The following is an 18,491-nucleotide window of genomic DNA, read 5'->3' as shown; positions in this document are numbered from 1 at the left end:
GGGCCGGCGGGGAATCAGCCCTGCCGGCTCGCTCCGTTTACCGCGCTGAGCACGGCGCGCACGCTTGCCGTCGCGACGTCGCGGCTGATGCCGACGCCGAACACCGTCTTTCCGTCGGCGTCGGTGCATTCGATATAGGCGGCGGCTCGCGCATCCGAGCCATGGCCTATCGCGTGCTCGTCATAATTGACGACGTCGAGCGCAATGCCCCATTCGTCGCGGATCGCGGCGATCACCGATGACAGCAGTCCGTTGCCCCGGCCCGACACCGAGCGTTCCTCGCCCTTGTGGCGGATCGTGCCGGTAAAGACGCGGTCGGCGCCCGCGCGGCTCTCGCTATAGTCGACAAGCGCGAAATCCTGGCTTCCGCCCAGGCCGTAATGGCGTTCGAATTCCTGCCAGATATCCTCCGCATTGAGTTCCCGGCTCGTTGAATCGGCCAGTTCCTGGACGACATGGCTGAAGCTTGCCTGCAACCGCTTGGGCAGTTTCAAGCCCTTGTCCTGCTCCAGCACCCAAGCGACGCCGCCCTTGCCGGATTGCGAATTGACGCGGATCACCGCCTCGTAGGAGGTACCGATATCGTTGGGATCGAGCGGCAGATAGGGCACTTCCCATTGCTCGTCATTGCGCGCTTCCTGCGCCGCGAACCCTTTCTTGATCGCGTCCTGGTGCGATCCGGAAAAGGCCGTGAAGACGAGATCGCCGCCATAGGGGTGGCGCGGATGAACCGGGATCTGGTTGCAATATTCGACCGTGTTCTTGATTTCCTCGATATCGGAGAAATCGATGCCCGGATGCACGCCCTGCGAATAGAGGTTGAGCCCCAGGGTCACGAGGTCGCAATTGCCGGTGCGCTCGCCATTGCCGAACAGGCAGCCCTCGACCCGGTCCGCGCCGGCCATCAGGCCGAGCTCGGCCGCGGCGATGCCGGTGCCCCGGTCGTTATGCGGGTGCAAGGAAATGACGACACTGTCGCGGCAGGAAATCGCGCCGCAGAAATACTCGATCTGGTCGGCATAGATGTTGGGCGTCGCCGCCTCGACGGTCGCCGGGAGGTTGAGGATCAGCGGCTTTGCCGGCGTCGGCCCGATAATGGCGATCACCGCCTCGCATACCTCGATCGAGAAATCGATTTCGGCGGTGCTGAAGGTTTCGGGCGAATATTCGAAATGCCAGTCGGTTTCGGGATATTTCGCGGCCTGCTCGACAAGCTTGCGGGCACCGTCCCGGGCGATCTCGGTCACCCCGGCGCGGTCCATCTGGAACACGATCTTGCGCCATGCGGGCGAGATCGCGTTGTAGAGATGGACGATCGCCTGTTTCGCGCCGGCCATGCTGGCGAAGGTCGTTTCTATGAGGTCGCTGCGCGATTGCGTCAGCCCCTGGATGAAAACGTCGCCCGGAATCGCGCCGCTATCGACGAGCCCGCGGATGAAATCGAAATCGGTGGCGCCGGACGCCGGGAAGCCGACCTCGATCTCCTTGATGCCGATCTTGACGAGCAGGTCGAAGAAGCGGCGCTTCTTCTCGGCGTTCATCGGGTCGATCAGCGCCTGGTTGCCGTCGCGAAGATCGGTCGAAAGCCAGCGCGGCGGGGCGGTGATCGTCCTGGACGGCCACTGCCGGTCGGGCAGGTCGATCTGCGGAAAGGGTCGGTATTTTTGCGAAGGGTCGCTCAACATGGGCATGGCAATGGCCTTAATCTTCTTCGGGTTTCGATGCTTTGGAAAAGAGCCCTTAGGCCGTGTGTGCCGCGCGCGGCACGAAAGGCACGCCTAAGGGCGTGTAAGTCGAAGAAGCAGGGCCAGCCGTGCGGTCATGGGAAAGCCTATTGGCGATTATCGGTTAACAAGTCCAGACCCTCGCCGCGTCGATCCGGCAGGATATGGCGCAAATACCTGTATTCATGAAAAATTTATCATGGTCTGCGAAAGGCGCCTGATAGGCAGCAAGGGGGGCTTTGCCATGTATCGTCTTATCTATGTCAGTTCGGTTCGGCCGCATGTCGGCGTGCTTGAGGTCGAACAGATCGTCGATGTCGCGCGGGATCGGAACGCGGATCGCGATCTCACCGGGCTGCTGATCTACGACGGCAAGCGCTTCCTGCAATATCTTGAAGGCGAAGAAGCCAAGGTCGAAGCCGTTTTCGAACGGATCGCCGAGGATGAACGCCACTATGCGCTGGTCGTGCTGGCGCGCGGCGATGTCCAGCGCCGCCAGTTCCCCGACTGGGCGATGGCGAGCCGCAATGTCGACGATGGCGATACGCTGACCATGGCCGTTGCGCGCATGGTCCAGGGCTGCGACGAGCATGTCGCCGCCGAGCTCATCGGTTTCGCCGAGGCCCGCGAAAAGGCCGCGTAACAGCCGGGCAAGCCGTCACCCCGGATCGCGTCCGGAGTGACGGAAAGGCCTAATTCTTTTCCTTGTCGACGAGCTTGTTCTTGCCGATCCACGGCATCATCGCACGCAGCTCGCTGCCGACCTTTTCGATCGGATGGGCTTCGGCGGCCTTGCGGCTGGCCTTGAGCTCCGGCTGGCCGGCGCGATTGTCGAGCACGAAATTCTTCACGAAACGCCCGGCCTGGATGTCGGCGAGCACGCGCTTCATCTCGGCCTTGGTTTCCTCGGTGATGATCCGCGGGCCGGTGGTGATGTCGCCATATTCGGCGGTGTTCGAGATCGAATAGCGCATGTTGGCGATGCCACCCTCATAGAGCAGGTCCACGATCAGCTTGGTTTCGTGCAGGCATTCGAAATAGGCCATTTCCGGCGCGTACCCGGCTTCGGTCAGCGTTTCGAAACCGGCCTGGATCAGATGGGTGATGCCGCCGCACAGCACGGCCTGTTCGCCGAACAGGTCGGTTTCGCATTCCTCGCGGAAGGTCGTTTCGATGATCCCGGACCGGCCGCCGCCGACGCCGCTCGCATAGGCGAGGCACAGGTCATGCGCATTGCCGGTCGCGTCCTGCGCGATCGCCATCAGGCAGGGGACGCCGCCGCCGCGCTGATATTCGCTGCGCACGGTGTGGCCGGGGCCCTTGGGCGCGATCATGATGACATCGATATCGGCGCGCGGCTCGATCAGCCCGAAATGGATGTTGAGGCCGTGCGCGAAGGCGAGGGCGGCGCCCTCCTTCATGTTCGCGGCGATATCCTCGGCGTAGATCTGCGCCTGATGTTCGTCGGGCGCGAGGACCATGATGATATCGGCCCAGGCCGCGGCCTCGGCATTGCTCATCACCTGGAAGCCCGCCTCTTCGGCTTTCTTGCGCGTGGCAGACCCTTCGCGCAGGGCGATCGCCACTTCGGCGACGCCGCTGTCCCGCAGGTTCTGGGCATGGGCATGGCCCTGGCTGCCATAGCCGATAATCGCGATCTTCTTGCCCGTGATCAGGCCCAGATCGGCATCGGCATCGTAATAGACGCGCATTTCAAACTCCCTGTTTTTGTGGCGGGCGCCGCAGATAATCGGTCAGCAGCGTCCAGTAATGAGAAACGACATAGAAGGCGATCGGCGCGGCGAGCGCGATCGACCAGTACCAGTTCCAGCCCCAGACATGATTGGCGCCGATAAAGGCAAGCAGCGGCAGGATGAACCAGAGGCGCAGTACTATCAGCCAGGCCATGGCGAAAAAGGCGAGCACCCAGTGCATCTGTTCTTCGAGCGCCATGAAGACCGCCCCGCCGAAGGCGAGAAAGTAGAAAAAGGCGGCGATAATCGCCGTTATGCTGATCGCTTCGCGCATGTCGGCCTTGCCCTAGCTCGGTTCCTTGCCGCGGCCAATGGCGACGACGCCGGTGCGGGCGACTTCGACCAGGCCGACTTCGCGCATCAGTTCGATGAAGCTGCCGACCTTGTCGCTGTTTCCCGTCACCTCGAAGACGAAGCTTTCGGTCGTGGAATCGACGACCCGCGCGCGATAGACATCGGCGAGGCGGAGCGCCTCGATCCGGTGCTCGCCGGTGCCGGCCACCTTCACCAGCGCCATGTCGCGTTCGACATGCGGGCCGATCTCGGTCAGGTCGGTCACCTTGTAGACGGGCGGCATCCGCTCGGTCTGGGCGATGATCTGGTCGATCACATGCGGCGAACCGCTGGTGACGATGGTGATGCGGCTCACCGTTTCGTCCTCGGAAATGTCGGTCACCGTCAGGCTGTCGATATTATAGCCGCGCGCGGTGAACATGCCGGCGATGCGGGCGAGGATGCCCGGCTCGTTGTCGACCAGGATGGAGAGCGTGTGGCGCTCGGATTCTTCGGTACGGATTTTCATCAGACGAGCGCCTTGGCCTCATCCTCCATTTCGCCCGACACCTGGTCGGACTGGAGGATCATGTCGGTATGGGCGTTGCCCGACGGGATCATCGGGAAACAGTTGGCGAGCTTCGCGACGCGGCAATCCACCAGGACCGGCCCGTCATAATCGAGCATCTCGCCGATCCCGGGTTCCAGCTCCTGCTGGCCCTCGATGCGGATGCCTTTCCAGCCGTACGCCTCTGCGAGCTTGACGAAATCGGGCAGCGAATCGCTGTAGCTTTCCGAGTAACGGCCCGAATAAGTGAGTTCCTGCCACTGGCGGACCATGCCCATATATTCGTTGTTGAGGATGAAGAGCTTCACCGGCAGGCGATACTGGCTCGCCGTGCCCAGCTCCTGGATGTTCATCTGGATCGAGGCTTCGCCGGCGATGTCGATAACGAGCGCGTCGGGAAAGGCGACCTGCGCGCCGATCGCGGCGGGCAGGCCATAGCCCATGGTGCCGAGGCCGCCCGAGGTGAGCCATTTGTTGGGGTTCTCGAAATCATAATGCTGGGCCGCCCACATCTGGTGCTGGCCGACCTCGGTGGTGATGATCGGGTTGCGCTTGTGCGTCGCCTCCCACAGCGCGCGAATCGCGGCCTGCGGCATGATTTCCTTTTTCGAGGCCGGAAATTCGAGGCATTTGACCGAACGCCAGCCCTCGATCCGCGCCCACCAGTCCTGCAGGTCGGCCTTTTTGTGCTGCCTGGCCTTCCAGACCTTGACCATATCCTCCATCGCGCGCCCGGCATCGGCGTTGATCGCGAGGTCGACGGGCACGATCTTGTTGATCGAGCTGCGGTCGATATCGATGTGGATCTTCTTGGAATCGGGTGAAAAGGCGTCGAGCCGGCCGGTCACGCGATCGTCGAAGCGGGCACCGATGGCGACGATCAGGTCCGCCTTGTTCATCGCCATATTGGCTTCATAGGTGCCGTGCATGCCGAGCATGCCCAGCCATTCCTCGCCCGAAGCCGGGAAGCAGCCGAGCCCCATCAGGGTGGAGGTGATCGGCGCGCCGGTGATCCGCACGAGCTCACGCAGCATCTGGCTGGCGCCCGGCCCGGCATTGATGACGCCGCCGCCGGTATAGAAGACCGGCCGTTCCGCCGCCGCCAGCATCTCGACCGCTTCCTCGATACGATGCGCATCGGGCTTGTCGTGCGGGACATAGGCCTTGTGCGGTTGCGGGCCCGTTTTCCGGTATTTTCCGGTGGCGACCTGCACATCCTTGGGAATGTCGACGACGACCGGGCCAGGGCGGCCGGTGGTGGCGATGAAAAAGGCCTCGTTGACGATCGTGCCGAGCTTGTCGGGATCCTTCACGAGATAATTATGTTTCGTGCAATGGCGCGTGATGCCGACGGTATCGGCCTCCTGAAAGGCATCGGTGCCGATCAGCCCAGAGGGCACCTGGCCGGTGATGACGACCATCGGAATCGAATCCATCAGCGCGTCGGTGATGCCCGTGACCGCGTTGGTCGCGCCCGGGCCCGAGGTGACGAGCACGACGCCGGGCTTGCCGGTCGCCCGCGCATAGCCTTCCGCTGCATGCGCCGCGCCCTGTTCGTGCCGGCACAATATGTGGCGGATCCGCTCCTGCTTGAAGAGCGTGTCGTAGATCGGGAGGACGGCGCCGCCCGGATAGCCGAATACGACCTCGACGCCGCAATCAATCAGCGCCTCGACCAGTATATCCGCTCCGCATTTTTCGGCCGTCATCATTCCCAATCCATATCCCGAAGTGGCGCCGCGATAGCAGCACGAAGGATGGGCTGCTAGAGATGCAAAAATTTTCTGTCAACGATTATTGCTGTAATATCGTTACGATTTTATGGCTATAATCGTTATATTGTGATTCATCGATGCGGGCCCAATCGGCGGGAGGCTGGTTCGAGAACCAGGTATATTGCCGCTTCGCGTAGCGCCGGGTGGCCTGTGCCGCGGCCGCGACCGTCTCTTCCTTCGATGTATTTCCTGCAAGAAAATCAAGGATTTCCGGAACGCCTATCGCGCGCATGATCGGAAGGTCGGGATCGAGATTGCGGGCCGCCAGCGCTTCGACTTCCTCTACCGCGCCGCTTTCGATCATGTCCGCGAAGCGTGCGTTGCAGCGCGAATAGAGCCAGTCGCGATTCGGCAGCAGGATGAGGGGGGCGAGCGAAATCCGGTCGGCAATCCCGCCGCTTTTCTCCATCTGCCACGCCGCGATCGGCCGGCCGGTCGAGCGGACGATTTCGAGCGCGCGCGCGACGCGCGTCGTATCCGCGGGCTTCAGCCGGGTCGCCGCCTCGGGATCTTCGCGGCGCAGCGCTTCATGGGCATCGGCCACGGCCAGCGCGCGAACCGCCGCGCGGATATCGGGATCGATCTCCGGAATCGGCGCGATGCCCTCCAGCAATGTCCGGTGATAGAGCCCGGTTCCGCCGACCAGGATCGCCGGTTTTCCTTGCTTTTCAGCCTCTTCGATTGACGTCATGGCGTCAGCCGCCCAGCGCGCGGCCGAACAGGCCTCGGCGCCGTCGATATAGCCGAACAGGCGATGGGGCAGGGCGGTTTCCTCGGCCTCGCTCGGCCGCGCGGTGACGATGCGGAGATCGGCATAGACCTGGGCGCTGTCGGCGTTGACGATGACCCCGCCCGTGCGCTCCGCCACCGCCATCGCGAGAGACGACTTGCCGCTGGCCGTCGGCCCCGCAATAAGCGCGACTTTCGGAAGAGGGGAAGGCTCGGCCATGTTCATCGCCACGCTCATAGCAGCAGATCGTCTCGCGGCGGGCGATATTTCGCGCGCCCGCGACGCGCTGGCGGCAGCCGGTACCGAGCCGGGCGAGGCGGCGTGGCTCGAGGCCGAAAAGGCGGCCGATATTCCCTTCGCCGGCGATCCGGCAGCGGCGCGCGGCGCGCTCGATGCGCTGGGCGGCGGCACCGATCATGTCGTGCAGGCCGCGGAAAACCGGCGTAAAAAGCTGTTCGTCGCCGATATGGATTCGACGATGATCACCGTCGAATGTCTCGACGAGCTGGCCGACTATGCCGGCTTCAAGGATCATGTCGCCGCGATCACCGAACGGGCGATGCGCGGGGAGCTCGATTTTATCGAGGCGCTCGATGAAAGAGTATCGCTTCTCAAAGGTTTATCGAGCGATATTGTCACGCAATGTCATGAAGAGCGAGTGCGGCTGATGGCCGGCGGGCCAACCCTGGTGCGGACGATGAAGGCGCATGGCGCGCGCTGCGTGCTGGTGTCGGGCGGATTCACCCTGTTCGCCGACCGCGTCGCCGCGGATATCGGCTTCGACCGGGCGATTGCGAACACGCTCGTGATCGAGAATGGCGCGCTGACGGGCGCGGTCGCGCGGCCGGTGGTCGACAGCGCGACCAAGGAGCGTGTGCTCGGCGAGGAAAGCGCCGCGCTCGGCCTGCAGGCGGCGGAAACGCTGGCGATTGGCGATGGCGCCAACGATCTGGCGATGATCCGCAAGGCGGGGCTCGGCATCGCCTATTACGGCAAGCCCAAGCTGCGCGAGGCCGCCGATGCGCGGATCGATCACGGCGATCTGACGGCGCTGCTCTATGCGCAGGGCTATCGGCGGGAAGACTGGGTGGCGGAAGCCTAGATTTTCGAAGTTTTCAGCCGCTAGCGCGTCATATCCGCGGCGATCGCGCCGAGCGCGAAAGCGACCGATTCCTCGTCGCCGGCAAAGGCGAGTTCGATGCCGTTATCGGTGACCGCATGAACCTCGGCGCGGATCTCCCCGGCCGCCGGGTGGACGAGCGTGACGATCGAGCCCGAAGCGGGCCGCACATTGCTCCTGAGCTGCGCGCCGCGCCCGGAAATCCGCTCCAGCGCGACGGGCGCCGGCCGGTCCGCGTGCAGCACGCACATCCGGCGGCGGCGCCAGGGCGAGGCCATCGCGGTCGTGCTCGTGCGGTGAATTTCGGCCATGCTCTCTCCCCGGTTGGAAAGAGGGCTTAGACGCGCGCTCGCAAAAATTGCGTTAAGCGCCGGCCGGTTATCGCTTCGCCCTTTATTCGCGGCGGACGGCGATACATTCCGATCCTGCCGCGCGTGCCGCCTGGCAGGCGCGCAGCGCCTCATTCTGCGTGGCGAAGGGGCCGGCCTGGAGCCGCGTATAGGGCCCGGCGCGGACGAGATAGGGCTGGAGGCCGGAGAGCATCGCGTTGCGGCCGCTGACATCGAGCCACAGCCGTTCGGCGCGCGGCCGTTCACGGAAGGAGCCGAGCTGGATTCGCCAGTCGCCGCTGCGTGCGGCGGGCGGCGGCGGAGCGGCGGGCGGCGGCGCTGCCTGGGCGTGCTGGACCGGGGCCGGCGGGGTAGGCGGCGGCGCCTGGACCTGCGCCTGGCGCGGCGGCGATGCAGGCGGCGGGGCCGTCTGGACCGGCGGCGGCACTTCGACCGGGGTGAAGGTCTGCTGCGGCACCGCGGAAGGCGGCGGCGCGGAAGGCGGGGGAGGCGGCGCAACCGCGACTTCCATCGCCGCATTGTCGCTCGCCATCTGATCGGCCATCGCCAGGCCCTGTTCGCGTTCGGCGGCCGGGATATGTTCGTCCATCTGCTCGATGCTCGCCAGCGCCTGGGGCAGCCCGGCGCCCGCGGCCTGCGCCATCATCGCATAGGCGCGTGGCCAATCGCGCGGCGCATGATCGCCGTTGAACAGCGCGGTACCATAGACATATTGCGCGCGCGGCTCGCCGCGTTCCGCCGCGGCTATTATATATGGCATCGCGGTTTGCCGATCGCCCTCCTGGAACAGGATGAGCCCGTAATTGGCCTGGGCCTGGAGATGGCCCTGATCGGCGGCGAGCCGGAAAAGCTCGCGCGCCCGGCCCATATCCTGCGACAGGCCGCGGCCGAGCTTGTAGGCCTGGCCGAGATTGAACTGCGCATCGGGATCGCCGGCATCGGCGAGCGGCCGCCATTCGGAAATCGCGCGCGCATAATCGCCGCTCCGCCACGCATCCACGCCTTCCTGTACGCCTGCAAAAACTGACGTCGGTGCCGCCATGAGAGCAAACGCCGCGCCGAGCATGAGGGTTCGCCTGATCGTCATCTGCCAATCTCCAGCAATTCGGGCCTTTTTCCTGTTTGCCACTAACAGGGTTAAACAAGGATTAGCAAAGTTGAAGCGTCATTTTCTGCGACTTCAAGGAAATTTTGGGAGCTATCATTAACCAGATTTTAGTTACCGTGGTGGCAATCCCCTCGCCGAGAGACCGCGAGCAAAGGGGATACCATGCGGGTTTTGGCATTAGCATCGCAAAAAGGCGGTTCGGGCAAGACGACGCTCTCCGGCCACCTTGCCGTTGAGGCACAGCGTAGTGGCGCGGGGCCAGTCGTCCTGATCGATATCGATCCTCAAGGTTCGCTTGCGGACTGGTGGAACGAACGCGAAGACGACATGCCTGCCTTTGCGCAGACGACCGTCGCCCGGCTTGCGGCGGATCTCGAGATTCTTCGCCAGCAGGGATTCAAGCTCGCCGTCATCGATACGCCGCCGGCGATCACGATGGCGATCCAGAGCGTTATTCAGGTCGCCGAGCTTATCGTCGTTCCGACGCGCCCGTCGCCGCACGATCTTCGCGCCGTCGGCGCCACAGTCGATTTGTGCGAACGCGCCGGCAAGCCGCTGATCTTCGTCGTCAACGCGGCGACCCCCAAAGCGAAAATCACCTATGAAGCCGCCGTCGCGCTTTCGCAGCACGGCACCGTTGCTCCGGTTACGCTTCACCACCGCACGGATTTCGCGGCGTCGATGATCGATGGCCGCACGGTCATGGAGATCGACCCCGAGGGCAAGTCCGCCCAGGAAATGCAGGAACTCTGGATCTATATCGCCGACCGTCTCGAAAAGAATTTCCGCCGCACCGTTTTCAGCGGCCCGAAATTTGCGCCCCAGCAGCAGGGCGCCGCTCCGCGTCCAGCAGCTGGAGGCTTCGGTCGCCGGGTGACGGGACAGTAGGAGCGTGACAATGGGCGAAGAAAAATTCGCGTCGCTTTCCTCTGGATTGCTAGCGCGTAAAGGGGCCGCCAAGCCCGCCATGCGACGTCAAGGCTTCATGAACCCCGACGGCGATGTGGCCCCCGGCGATCTTCACGACGATCTCGGCTGGAACGACATGGGGCACGATGTTCCCCATCCGGTCGATGCCGACAACCAGGACGGCTTTGGCGAGGCTTCGGTTCCCGAAGTGCGCAAGCAACTCGACAGGCTCAACGAGGATCTGGCCGACGAATCGACGTCGGGCGGCTTCACCGTCGCCGATCTCGAGAGCGAGCTGACCGACGATTATGACGATCGGCCGACGATCACGACCAACAGCCATGGCGGCCTGACGCCGATGGGTGCGGAAGACGGCGATTACGAGGAAGATCCGGAAGACGAAACCGCCGACATGGAAACGCCGGGCGCCGAAGCCTGGTCGATGCCGCCGGTATCCGAGCATCACGCCGAGTTTTCGGCCGATGACGAGGAAGACGCTGCTGAGATCGAAGCCGTCGAGACCGGTGGCTTTGCCACCATCGAGCCGGTCGGCGAACCCGACGCGATCGAGGAATTCGCCGAGGCCGCGGAAGCCGAAGACGCTTCCGAAGCCGAGGAGGTGTCCGCAGTCGAAGAGGTGGCGGAAGCCGAGGAATTTGCAGAGGCCGCAGAGGACGACGAACCGTCGGAACCGACCCAGCCGCCCGCGCCTCCCTCGATCCCGCATCCCATGCGTCGTCCGCTGATGATGCCGACCATTTCGGTCGGGGAAGACATGGTCCCGGCGCGCGAGAAGATCGCCTTCACGCTGCGTCTCGACAAGGAACGTCATCTGAAGTTGCGGCTGGCTTCGGCGGTTACGAACCGCTCGGCCCAGCGGCTTGTTACGGCTGCTCTCGACCAGTTCCTCGAGAGCATTCCCGAAGTCGAAGCGCTCGTCGAGAAAAGCTCGGGGCGCAAGACACATTAAGACGGAGGATCGATAGATGAAACCGACTTTGGTTAAACTCGCAGCATCGACGATGCTGGTCGGTGCATCGGTGGCGGGGGTGTCGCCTCTTGTACAGCAGGCCGTTTCCACCGGTACCAGTGCATCCGAAACGCAAGCCGCGCGCGCCGCTTCCGAAGCGGCCGGCGTCGCTCGGGCCGCGCTGGGGCGCGGCGATAGCGCCGCGGCGGTTTCCAGCGCCGAACGCGCCGTCGAATTCATGCCGAACAGCGCCGAATATCGGCATCTGCTCGGCCGCGCCTATCTGGCCGCCGGACGGTTCAACTCGGCCGAAACCAGCTTCCAGGACGCGCTGACGCTGAACCCGGATCTCGACCGGACCGCCTTCAACCTGGCGCTCGTCCAGATCGCCCAGGGCGACCGGGCCGACGCGCTGGCCGAACTCAACGCGCTCGAAGGGCGTATCGGCGCGTCCGATCTCGGCCTCGCCATGGCGCTCGCCGGCAATCACGATCGCGCGATCGAAGTGCTTCGCCAGGCGGCCCAGGTCGAGGGCGGGGATCCCCGCGCGCGCCAGAATCTGGCACTCACCTATGCAATGGCCGGCCGCTGGGCCGAATCGCGGATCACCGCCGCGCAGGATGTCAGCGCTGCCGAACTGAATTCGCGCATGCAGGAATGGGCGCAATTCGCCGCGGCCGAACGGCAGCCCGATCAGGTTGCCTCGCTGCTCGGCGTGTCGCCCAATGCCGGCGATCCCGGCCAGCCCGTCCAGCTCGCGCTGAACGCCGCGCCGACGCCGGTGATGACCGCCGATGCGGAAACGCAGAATGCCGTCGTCGCCTATACGGCCCCGGCCGAAGACGATTACAGCGTCGCCCGTTCGATCGACGAGGTCGACGTGCCCGAAACCATCACGGCAGACAGCACGCCGGTGCGGGTTGCCGCCGCCGACGGCTTTGTCGTCGAAGACGAGGACGAAGGCCAGTGGGTTGCCGCCGATGAGGCGATCGCCGCTGCCGCGCCGGCTCCGGTCGCGCCGCGGGCCGCTCCGGTTCGCATTTCCGCGCTGCCGGCGCCGCAGGCGACGAGCGCCGGGCGCTATGTCGTCCAGATCGGCGCTTTCGAACAGGAAGCCCTTGTTTCGGTTGCCTGGGACCGCGCCGTCAGCCGCAATGCCGAGCTCGCGCAATATGAGCCGCGCCGCACGGTCTTCCAGCACGGCCAGACCTATCATCGCCTGTCGTTCGGCGGATTCGACAATTGGGCCGAAGCCAACACGCTGTGCCGCTCGCTCAAAACGCGCGGCCAGCAATGCTTCGTCCGCGAGCGGGTTGCCGATGCGCCGACGCGCGCCGCCGCGGTTACGCCGGCTTCCGCCTCCGTGTCGGTGGCCGTGGCTACCGCCGAGCGCGGCGGTCGTGGCTGGTTCGCCGGCCGTCTGCGCGGCGATGTCGTCGCCTCGCGCGAAACGGGCGCCACGAGCGGCTGGTTCGCCTAGAAATTACCCTCGAAAAACGACGTTAAACGGGCGGTCGATCGAGAGATCGGCCGCCCTTTATCGTTTCGACGACCTTGCCCTGTACGGGGATGCCGTCGAACGGCGTATTGCCGGCGCCCGATACCATCGCGGCGCTGTCGATCTTCCACGGCGATCCGGCATCGAACACGATGAGATCGGCCGGCGCGCCGACATTGACCGAACCGCCCGGAATGTTCAGCAGCTTCGCCGGATTGGCGGAGAGCAGCGTGAACAGGCTTGCCAGGTCAAGATGCCCTTCGCGCACCAGGTTGAGCGACAGGGCGAGCAGCGTTTCCGCGCCCGATACGCCCGGTTCGGCGTCGGAAAAGGGCAGGCGTTTCGCCTCCGGCCCCTGCGGATCGTGGCCCGAACAGATGACGTCGATCGTCCCGTCGGCCAGCGCGGAGAGTGCGGCCTTGCGGTCCTCGGGGCTGCGCAGCGGCGGCGAGAGCTTGGCGAAAGTGCGATAGGCGCCGATATCGACGTCCGAAAGCAGGAGATATGCGGGACTGATCCCGCAGCTGACCTTCACGCCGGTTTTCTTGGCTTCACGGATCATTTCGAAGCCGCGCGCCGTCGTCACCTCGCGGAAATGGACATGGCCGCCGGTATCGGCGGCGAGCATCACGTCGCGGGCGATCGAGATCGCTTCGGACATCGCCGGCGCGCTGCTGAGGCCGAGCCGGGTCGCGGTTTCGCCGTCGGTCGCCGTGGCATGGCCCGACAGGCCTTCATCCTCGGCATGGGTGATGACGATCAGGTCTAGCGCTGCCGCATAGCTGAGCACCTTGTGCATGACGCCGCTATCGGCGATCCGCTTGCGGCCGGTCGATACCGCCACCGCGCCCGAACGCTGCATCAGGCCCATTTCGGCGAGTTCGGTGCCTTGGAGGCCGCGGGTCGCCGCGGCGATGGGGTGGATCCATACCTGCGGCTTGCCGGCATTCGCCGCCCGTTCGACGATCGCCGCTTCGTCCAGCACCGGATGCTGGTCCGGCATCAGCGCCGCGCGCGTGATGCCGCCGGCGACGAAGGCCGGAATGTCGATCGCGAAACAGCCCATGTCGATGATACCGGGCGCGACATAGCGGTTCTTGGCGTCGATCCGGCTGGCGCCGCGCCCCGGGTTGTCGTCGATCAGCCCGTCGCGGACATGGATGTCCCGCTGTTTGATCGTACCGGCCACCGGGTCGACCAGCTTGCCGTCCTTGATCGTCAGGCTGCCGGTCATTTCCAGCCCTTGGTGCCGCGCCGCTCGCGCGTCAGCACGTCGAGACAGGCCATGCGCACCGCGACGCCCATCTCCACCTGCTCGGTGATCGCCGAGCGATCGATATCGTCGGCCACGTCGCTGGCGATCTCGATGCCGCGGTTCATCGGCCCGGGATGCATGATGAGCGCATCGGCCTCGGCATTTTCCAGCCGCTCGCGCGTCAGCCCGTATAGCGCATGAAATTCCCGCGCCGAGGGAATGAAGCCGCCGTTCATCCGTTCGTTCTGGAGGCGCAGCATCATCACCACATCGGCGCCGCGAATGCCCTCGTCGAAATCGGTATAGGCGGTCACGCCCAGCCGCTCGATCGCACGGGGCATCAGGGTCGGCGGCGCGATCACGCGGACCTCGGCGCCGAGTGCGGTCAGGCACAGGATGTTGGAGCGCGCGACGCGGCTGTGCAGGATATCGCCGCAGATCGCGACCCGCTGCTTGGCGATATGCCCGCGGCGGCGGCGGATGGTGAGCGCATCGAGCAGCGCTTGCGTGGGATGTTCGTGCCAGCCGTCGCCGGCGTTCAAGACCGGGCAATCGACCTTGTCGGCGATCAGCGCGACCGCGCCCGAAGAGGGGTGCCGGATCACGATCATGTCGGCGCGCATCGCGTTGATCGTCGCGGCGGTGTCGATCAGGGTTTCGCCCTTTTTCATGCTCGATTGGCCGGCATGCATGTTGACGACATCGGCGCCCAGCCGCTTGCCGGCGATCTCGAACGACAGCAGCGTGCGCGTCGAATTTTCGAAAAAGGCGTTGATCAGGGTGAGCCCGGCGAGCCGGTCGTCATGCTTGGACGATTGCCGGTTGAGGTCCACCCATTGCTCGGCTTCGTCGAGCAGGAAGGTGATCTCCCACGGCTGGAGCCCATCGATTCCCGTCAGGTGCCCGTGCGGAAACGGATGGGCGCCTTCGGGTACGACGGCCGTTTTGATATCGGCGATGGACATTAAAGGAATTCTTTAGCGACAAGTGGTTAATGGAGCAATATTCTTTCATCGCTTTGCGGCGATGACGCCAGCGCAATCTCCAGGTCATAGCCTATCGTATCGAGGAAGCGGCGGTCATGGCTGACGAGGAGCAGGGCGCCGTCCCATGACGACAGCGCGGCCTCGAGCATTTCGATCGCCTCGATATCCAGATGGTTGGTCGGTTCGTCGAGAATCAGCAGCTGCGGCGCGGGTGTGCCCGCCGTCGCGATCGCGAGCCCCGCGCGCAGCCGTTCGCCGCCGCTCAGCGTCGCCGCGGGGCGCAGCGCGTCGCGATTGCGGAACGCGAAGCGGGCGAGGATTTCATGCGCTTCTCCCGGCGTCATTCCGGGATGATCCGCTTGCATATTGGCGACGAGATCCAGCGCCGGGTCCAGCCCCGCGACATGCTGGTCGAGCATCGCGATGGCGCCGGGCGCGCGTTCGACCGTGCCGCCCGTCGGCTCCCGGTCGCCGGTAACGATCCTGAGCAGGCTGGTCTTGCCGCTGCCATTGGCGCCGCCGACGACGACCCGCCGCGGCCCGGTGATTGCGAAGGACAGCGGCCCGAAGAGCCGGCGCCCGTCCTGTTCCAGCGTCACCGCGTCGAGGCGCAGAAGCGTCCGGTTGGCCGGCAGCCCGGCGGGCGGCAATTCGATGCGAAGCGGGGTTACGATCTCGACCTGCGCGCGCGCCTGTTCGGCGGCCCGCCCGGCGTCCTCCAGCAGGCGCTCGCCGAGATGGCGCTCGCGCGCGCCGCTATGTTCGGCGCGCTCGGCCCGGGAGTCGAGCAGCATTTTCGGGGCATCCCCCCGGGCACGACTGGCCTTGCCGCGCTTGTCGCGCCGCGCTTTCTTTTCGGCCTGGCGTTGAACGTCCTGCGCTTGGCGTTTCAGCTCGTGCCGGGTGCGGTCGCGTTCCGCCTCGGTCCGTTCGCGCAGGGCGTCGCGCGCCGCGGCAAAGGCGCTCCACCCGCCGCCGAAACTCATGATGCCGGTCGGCGAGAGATGGACGATCCGGTCCACCCGCTCCAGCAGTTCGCGGTCATGGCTCGCGACAAGCGCGCCGCCGGTCCAGCCTGCGAGCAGTTCGGCGATGGCGCTTCGGCCATCCTCGTCCAGATTGTTGGTCGGCTCGTCCATCAGCAGCAGGTCCGGCGCTTCGAGCAGCATCGCGGCAAGCCCCAGCCGGGTGCGCTCCCCGCCGCTCAGCGTCGCCATCGGCCGGTCGAGCGCGATATCCGGCAAGCCCACTTTCCCGAACGCTTCGGCGATCCGCGCTTCGAGCGTCCAATCGGCCCGGGCCGCGTCGTCCCCGCTGCCCTTGCCGGCTTCGAGCCGGGCGAGCAGCGCGAGCGCATCGGTCAGTTCCAGCGCCTCGGCCACACTGCCCGTCGCGTCCGGCAACTGGCGGAGCATCGCAAAGCGGCCGCTGCGCGTCACGCTGCCCGAATGGGGTTCGCTTTGGCCCCCGGCCATTGCGAGCAGCGTCGATTTGCCCGAGCCGTTGCGGCCGACAAGGCCGACAGTCTCCTGGCCGATGGCCAGCGTCAGATCGGAGAAAAGCCGGGTGCCGTCAGGCGTGGCGGCGGAAATTCGGTCGAAGGTCAGAAAGGCGGGCATGGGCAATCTCGGCGCAGGGGAAGCGGGCAGGGCGATCCGGGGCCGGATTGTTCATGGTTCAGTCCTTCGATTTAGTGGCCACCAATATTGGCCAAGCGGCGCGGCCGGTCAATGCCGGGAACAGGCGCGCGGCGATTTACAGCCCGACCAGCGCGTCGATCGCGCCCTGCAGGATGAACGCCGCTGCCGCCGCATCCACGCGTTCGGCGCGCTTTTTCCGCGTCATATCGGCGTCGATCATCGCGCGCTCGACGGCCTGGGTGGACCAGCGTTCGTCCCAGAGGAGAATGGGAAGCCCGGTCTGATCCATATTGCGCGCAAAGGCGCGGACGGACTGGGTTTGCGGGCTGTCCGACCCGTCGAGGTTGAGCGGCAGCCCGATCACGAGCCCGGCGATTTCCTGTTTTGTGAAGATCGCCTTCAGCGCCTCGAGATCCTTGGAGAATTTCGTTCGTTTCACCGTTTCGGCGGCGCTGGCGAAGGTCCATTCGCCATCGCACAGCGCTACGCCGATGGTTTTCGATCCGACATCGAGCCCGGCGAGGCGGCCGCCGCCGGGCAGCGCATCGCGAAAGGCGGCGGCGCTGTCGGCGATCACGCAGCGTCCCTCAGGCCTGCCTCGAAGGCCGAAGTCCGGCGCGCCACATCCTCGCGCAGATTGGCCCAGAAAAGCAGGAAATCGAAGACGTGATAATTGTTGCCGGGCAAGACATAGCGGTCATAGCCTTCGGGCGGCTGGCCGATCACCAGCAGGCCTTGCTCGTCGCAGCGCGCGGGAATGCGATTGGGCTCCAGTGTCGCATTTTCCATATTTCCGTCGGGCACGAGCGCGCCGTTATTGGCCTCCGCCCCCGCGACGCCGTCACGCGTTCCGGTGAGCGGATTGATGCAGAGCAGGGACGTTTCGCGGCGCGGCGCGCCGGTATAGCCGGTGGTTTCGTCATAGATGCGGCGCACCTGGTGCGGATCGGCGGGATCGGCGAAGCTCTGAAAGGCGATGATGCAGTTGGAAGAGCGCGCCGTTTCGCAGGGCGGCAGGGGCAGGGCGGGGAGATCCGCCTCCACCGAGATCGGCCAGCCGATGATATAGGCCGCCGCGATCCGGCCCTGCGCATCGGTGCCCGCGATATGTTCGCGTAGCAGGGTGAGGAGGTGGAGCGCGCCCTGGCTGTGCCCGGCCAGGATGAAGGGCCGGTCTTCCCCGATTTGCGAGAGGAAATAGTCGAACGCGGCTTCCACGTCGCGATAGGCATAGTGGAGCGAAACTTCGGATTCGCGCCGTTCGGTCATGAACGCGCCGATCACGGCCTGGCGGTAGAGCGGCGCCCAGACCTCGCCGATATCGTTGAAAACGCTGGCCTGGCTCGATGCGAACAGGCGTTGGCGTTCCAGCGCGGCCGGGCTGCGCAAGGGCGCGTTCCAGCGGTCGCTGTCGAGATAGGTGGTCGGCAGGACGTAGAAGACGGGGATGCGTTCGCCTTCGGGCGCCGCGGCGGCTTCGGTTTCTTCGTCGATAATCTCGTCGGCGTCATGATCGACATAATTGTCGGGCAGCCAGTCGCTGGCCGGGTTCGCGATATCGGGCCGGATCAGCCACATATCGGCGGCCGCATATTCGCTTTCCGGCATCGGCTCGAGCACCTCCAGCGGCGCATCGGGCACGAAATACCAGGCGAGCAGTTCGTCCGAAAACACCGTCCACACCACGCCCGCGGCAAGGATCAACGCGATGATTCCGGCGATCAGATACAGGAAGATGCGAACGGCCATGACGAACTCTCAAACGATCCGGCGCGCGACATAGGGCAAGCGGCGGAAAAGTCCAACGCGCGCGAACGCTTTTCGCGCGTTT

At 65.1% G+C, this 18,491-nt stretch carries 18 protein-coding genes; 5 read left to right on the top strand and 13 right to left on the bottom strand.

The window, feature by feature from the left end; translation table 11 throughout:
* Positions 1-14 precede the first annotated feature (14 nt).
* The gene (gene leuA, locus H6P80_RS10875) at positions 15-1,685 is read right to left on the bottom strand and encodes a 2-isopropylmalate synthase (RefSeq protein ID WP_185802108.1); all 1,671 of its coding nucleotides are present in this window, start codon (positions 1,683-1,685) and stop codon (positions 15-17) included.
* Positions 1,686-1,968: 283 nt separating this feature from the next.
* Between leuA and H6P80_RS10870 the strand changes: the two genes are divergently transcribed.
* On the top strand, positions 1,969-2,367 hold the full coding sequence (locus H6P80_RS10870) for a BLUF domain-containing protein (protein ID WP_185801400.1): 399 nt from the start codon (positions 1,969-1,971) through the stop codon (positions 2,365-2,367).
* Between the two features lie 49 nt (positions 2,368-2,416).
* On the opposite strand, the gene ilvC is transcribed toward H6P80_RS10870, so the two are convergent.
* The 5 genes from ilvC to miaA form a co-directional block, all read right to left on the bottom strand.
* Positions 2,417-3,436, bottom strand: coding sequence for a ketol-acid reductoisomerase (gene ilvC / locus H6P80_RS10865; protein WP_185801399.1), 1,020 nt, complete (start codon positions 3,434-3,436; stop codon positions 2,417-2,419).
* Position 3,437: 1 nt separating this feature from the next.
* Positions 3,438-3,752, bottom strand: coding sequence for a hypothetical protein (locus H6P80_RS10860; RefSeq protein WP_185801398.1), 315 nt, complete (start codon positions 3,750-3,752; stop codon positions 3,438-3,440).
* A 12-nt stretch (positions 3,753-3,764) separates the two neighbouring features.
* Positions 3,765-4,280, bottom strand: a complete 516-nt coding sequence (ilvN, locus tag H6P80_RS10855) for an acetolactate synthase small subunit (protein WP_185801397.1) — start codon at positions 4,278-4,280, stop codon at positions 3,765-3,767.
* Complete coding sequence (locus H6P80_RS10850; RefSeq protein ID WP_185802107.1) at positions 4,280-6,028, bottom strand: acetolactate synthase 3 large subunit; 1,749 nt, start codon at positions 6,026-6,028, stop codon at positions 4,280-4,282. Before H6P80_RS10850 ends, ilvN begins: the two co-directional genes overlap by 1 nt.
* An 85-nt stretch (positions 6,029-6,113) precedes the next feature.
* Positions 6,114-7,049, bottom strand: coding sequence for a tRNA (adenosine(37)-N6)-dimethylallyltransferase MiaA (gene miaA, locus H6P80_RS10845; RefSeq protein ID WP_185801396.1), 936 nt, complete (start codon positions 7,047-7,049; stop codon positions 6,114-6,116).
* Between miaA and serB the strand changes: the two genes are divergently transcribed.
* Entirely contained in the window at positions 7,042-7,926 is an 885-nt protein-coding gene (serB, locus tag H6P80_RS10840; protein WP_185801395.1) for a phosphoserine phosphatase SerB, read from the top strand. The genes miaA and serB overlap by 8 nt on opposite strands.
* A 20-nt stretch (positions 7,927-7,946) precedes the next feature.
* Here the strand turns inward: serB and H6P80_RS10835 are convergent, their stop codons facing one another.
* Together H6P80_RS10835 and H6P80_RS10830 are read right to left on the bottom strand one after the other, a co-directional pair.
* Positions 7,947-8,255: a hypothetical protein gene (locus H6P80_RS10835; protein ID WP_235973870.1), complete on the bottom strand. Its 309-nt coding sequence runs from the start codon at positions 8,253-8,255 to the stop codon at positions 7,947-7,949.
* A gap of 82 nt (positions 8,256-8,337) precedes the next feature.
* Positions 8,338-9,381, bottom strand: coding sequence for an SPOR domain-containing protein (locus H6P80_RS10830; RefSeq protein WP_235973869.1), 1,044 nt, complete (start codon positions 9,379-9,381; stop codon positions 8,338-8,340).
* Between the two features lie 183 nt (positions 9,382-9,564).
* Here H6P80_RS10830 and H6P80_RS10825 point away from each other — a divergent pair, with 183 nt between their 5' ends.
* The 3 genes from H6P80_RS10825 to H6P80_RS10815 all read left to right on the top strand — a co-directional run bounded on the left by H6P80_RS10825 (position 9,565) and on the right by H6P80_RS10815 (position 12,761).
* Positions 9,565-10,290, top strand: a complete 726-nt coding sequence (locus H6P80_RS10825; protein ID WP_185801394.1) for a ParA family protein — start codon at positions 9,565-9,567, stop codon at positions 10,288-10,290.
* A 79-nt stretch (positions 10,291-10,369) separates the two neighbouring features.
* Positions 10,370-11,281, top strand: coding sequence for a hypothetical protein (locus H6P80_RS10820; protein ID WP_185802165.1), 912 nt, complete (start codon positions 10,370-10,372; stop codon positions 11,279-11,281).
* A gap of 16 nt (positions 11,282-11,297) precedes the next feature.
* A complete protein-coding gene (locus H6P80_RS10815) occupies positions 11,298-12,761 on the top strand; it encodes an SPOR domain-containing protein (protein ID WP_185801393.1) in 1,464 nt (487 codons plus the stop codon).
* Between the two features lie 22 nt (positions 12,762-12,783).
* Here H6P80_RS10815 and H6P80_RS10810 read toward each other — a convergent pair whose 3' ends face one another.
* The 5 genes from H6P80_RS10810 to H6P80_RS10790 form a co-directional block, all read right to left on the bottom strand.
* Positions 12,784-14,013: a dihydroorotase gene (locus H6P80_RS10810; RefSeq protein WP_185801392.1), complete on the bottom strand. Its 1,230-nt coding sequence runs from the start codon at positions 14,011-14,013 to the stop codon at positions 12,784-12,786.
* Positions 14,010-14,999, bottom strand: a complete 990-nt coding sequence (locus H6P80_RS10805) for an aspartate carbamoyltransferase catalytic subunit (RefSeq protein ID WP_185801391.1) — start codon at positions 14,997-14,999, stop codon at positions 14,010-14,012. Before H6P80_RS10805 ends, H6P80_RS10810 begins: the two co-directional genes overlap by 4 nt.
* 26 nt (positions 15,000-15,025) lie before the next feature.
* The gene (locus H6P80_RS10800) at positions 15,026-16,639 is read right to left on the bottom strand and encodes an ABC-F family ATP-binding cassette domain-containing protein (protein ID WP_185801390.1); all 1,614 of its coding nucleotides are present in this window, start codon (positions 16,637-16,639) and stop codon (positions 15,026-15,028) included.
* Between the two features lie 136 nt (positions 16,640-16,775).
* Entirely contained in the window at positions 16,776-17,237 is a 462-nt protein-coding gene (gene ruvX, locus H6P80_RS10795) for a Holliday junction resolvase RuvX (RefSeq protein WP_185801389.1), read from the bottom strand.
* The gene (locus H6P80_RS10790; protein ID WP_185801388.1) at positions 17,234-18,409 is read right to left on the bottom strand and encodes a DUF3089 domain-containing protein; all 1,176 of its coding nucleotides are present in this window, start codon (positions 18,407-18,409) and stop codon (positions 17,234-17,236) included. Before H6P80_RS10790 ends, ruvX begins: the two co-directional genes overlap by 4 nt.
* Positions 18,410-18,491: the final 82 nt, after the last annotated feature.

The organism is Parasphingopyxis marina, assembly GCF_014237875.1.
Lineage (GTDB): Bacteria > Pseudomonadota > Alphaproteobacteria > Sphingomonadales > Sphingomonadaceae > Parasphingopyxis > Parasphingopyxis marina.
The sequence above is the reverse complement of the archived record's forward strand: the minus strand, read 5'-3'. Positions and strand labels throughout refer to the sequence as shown.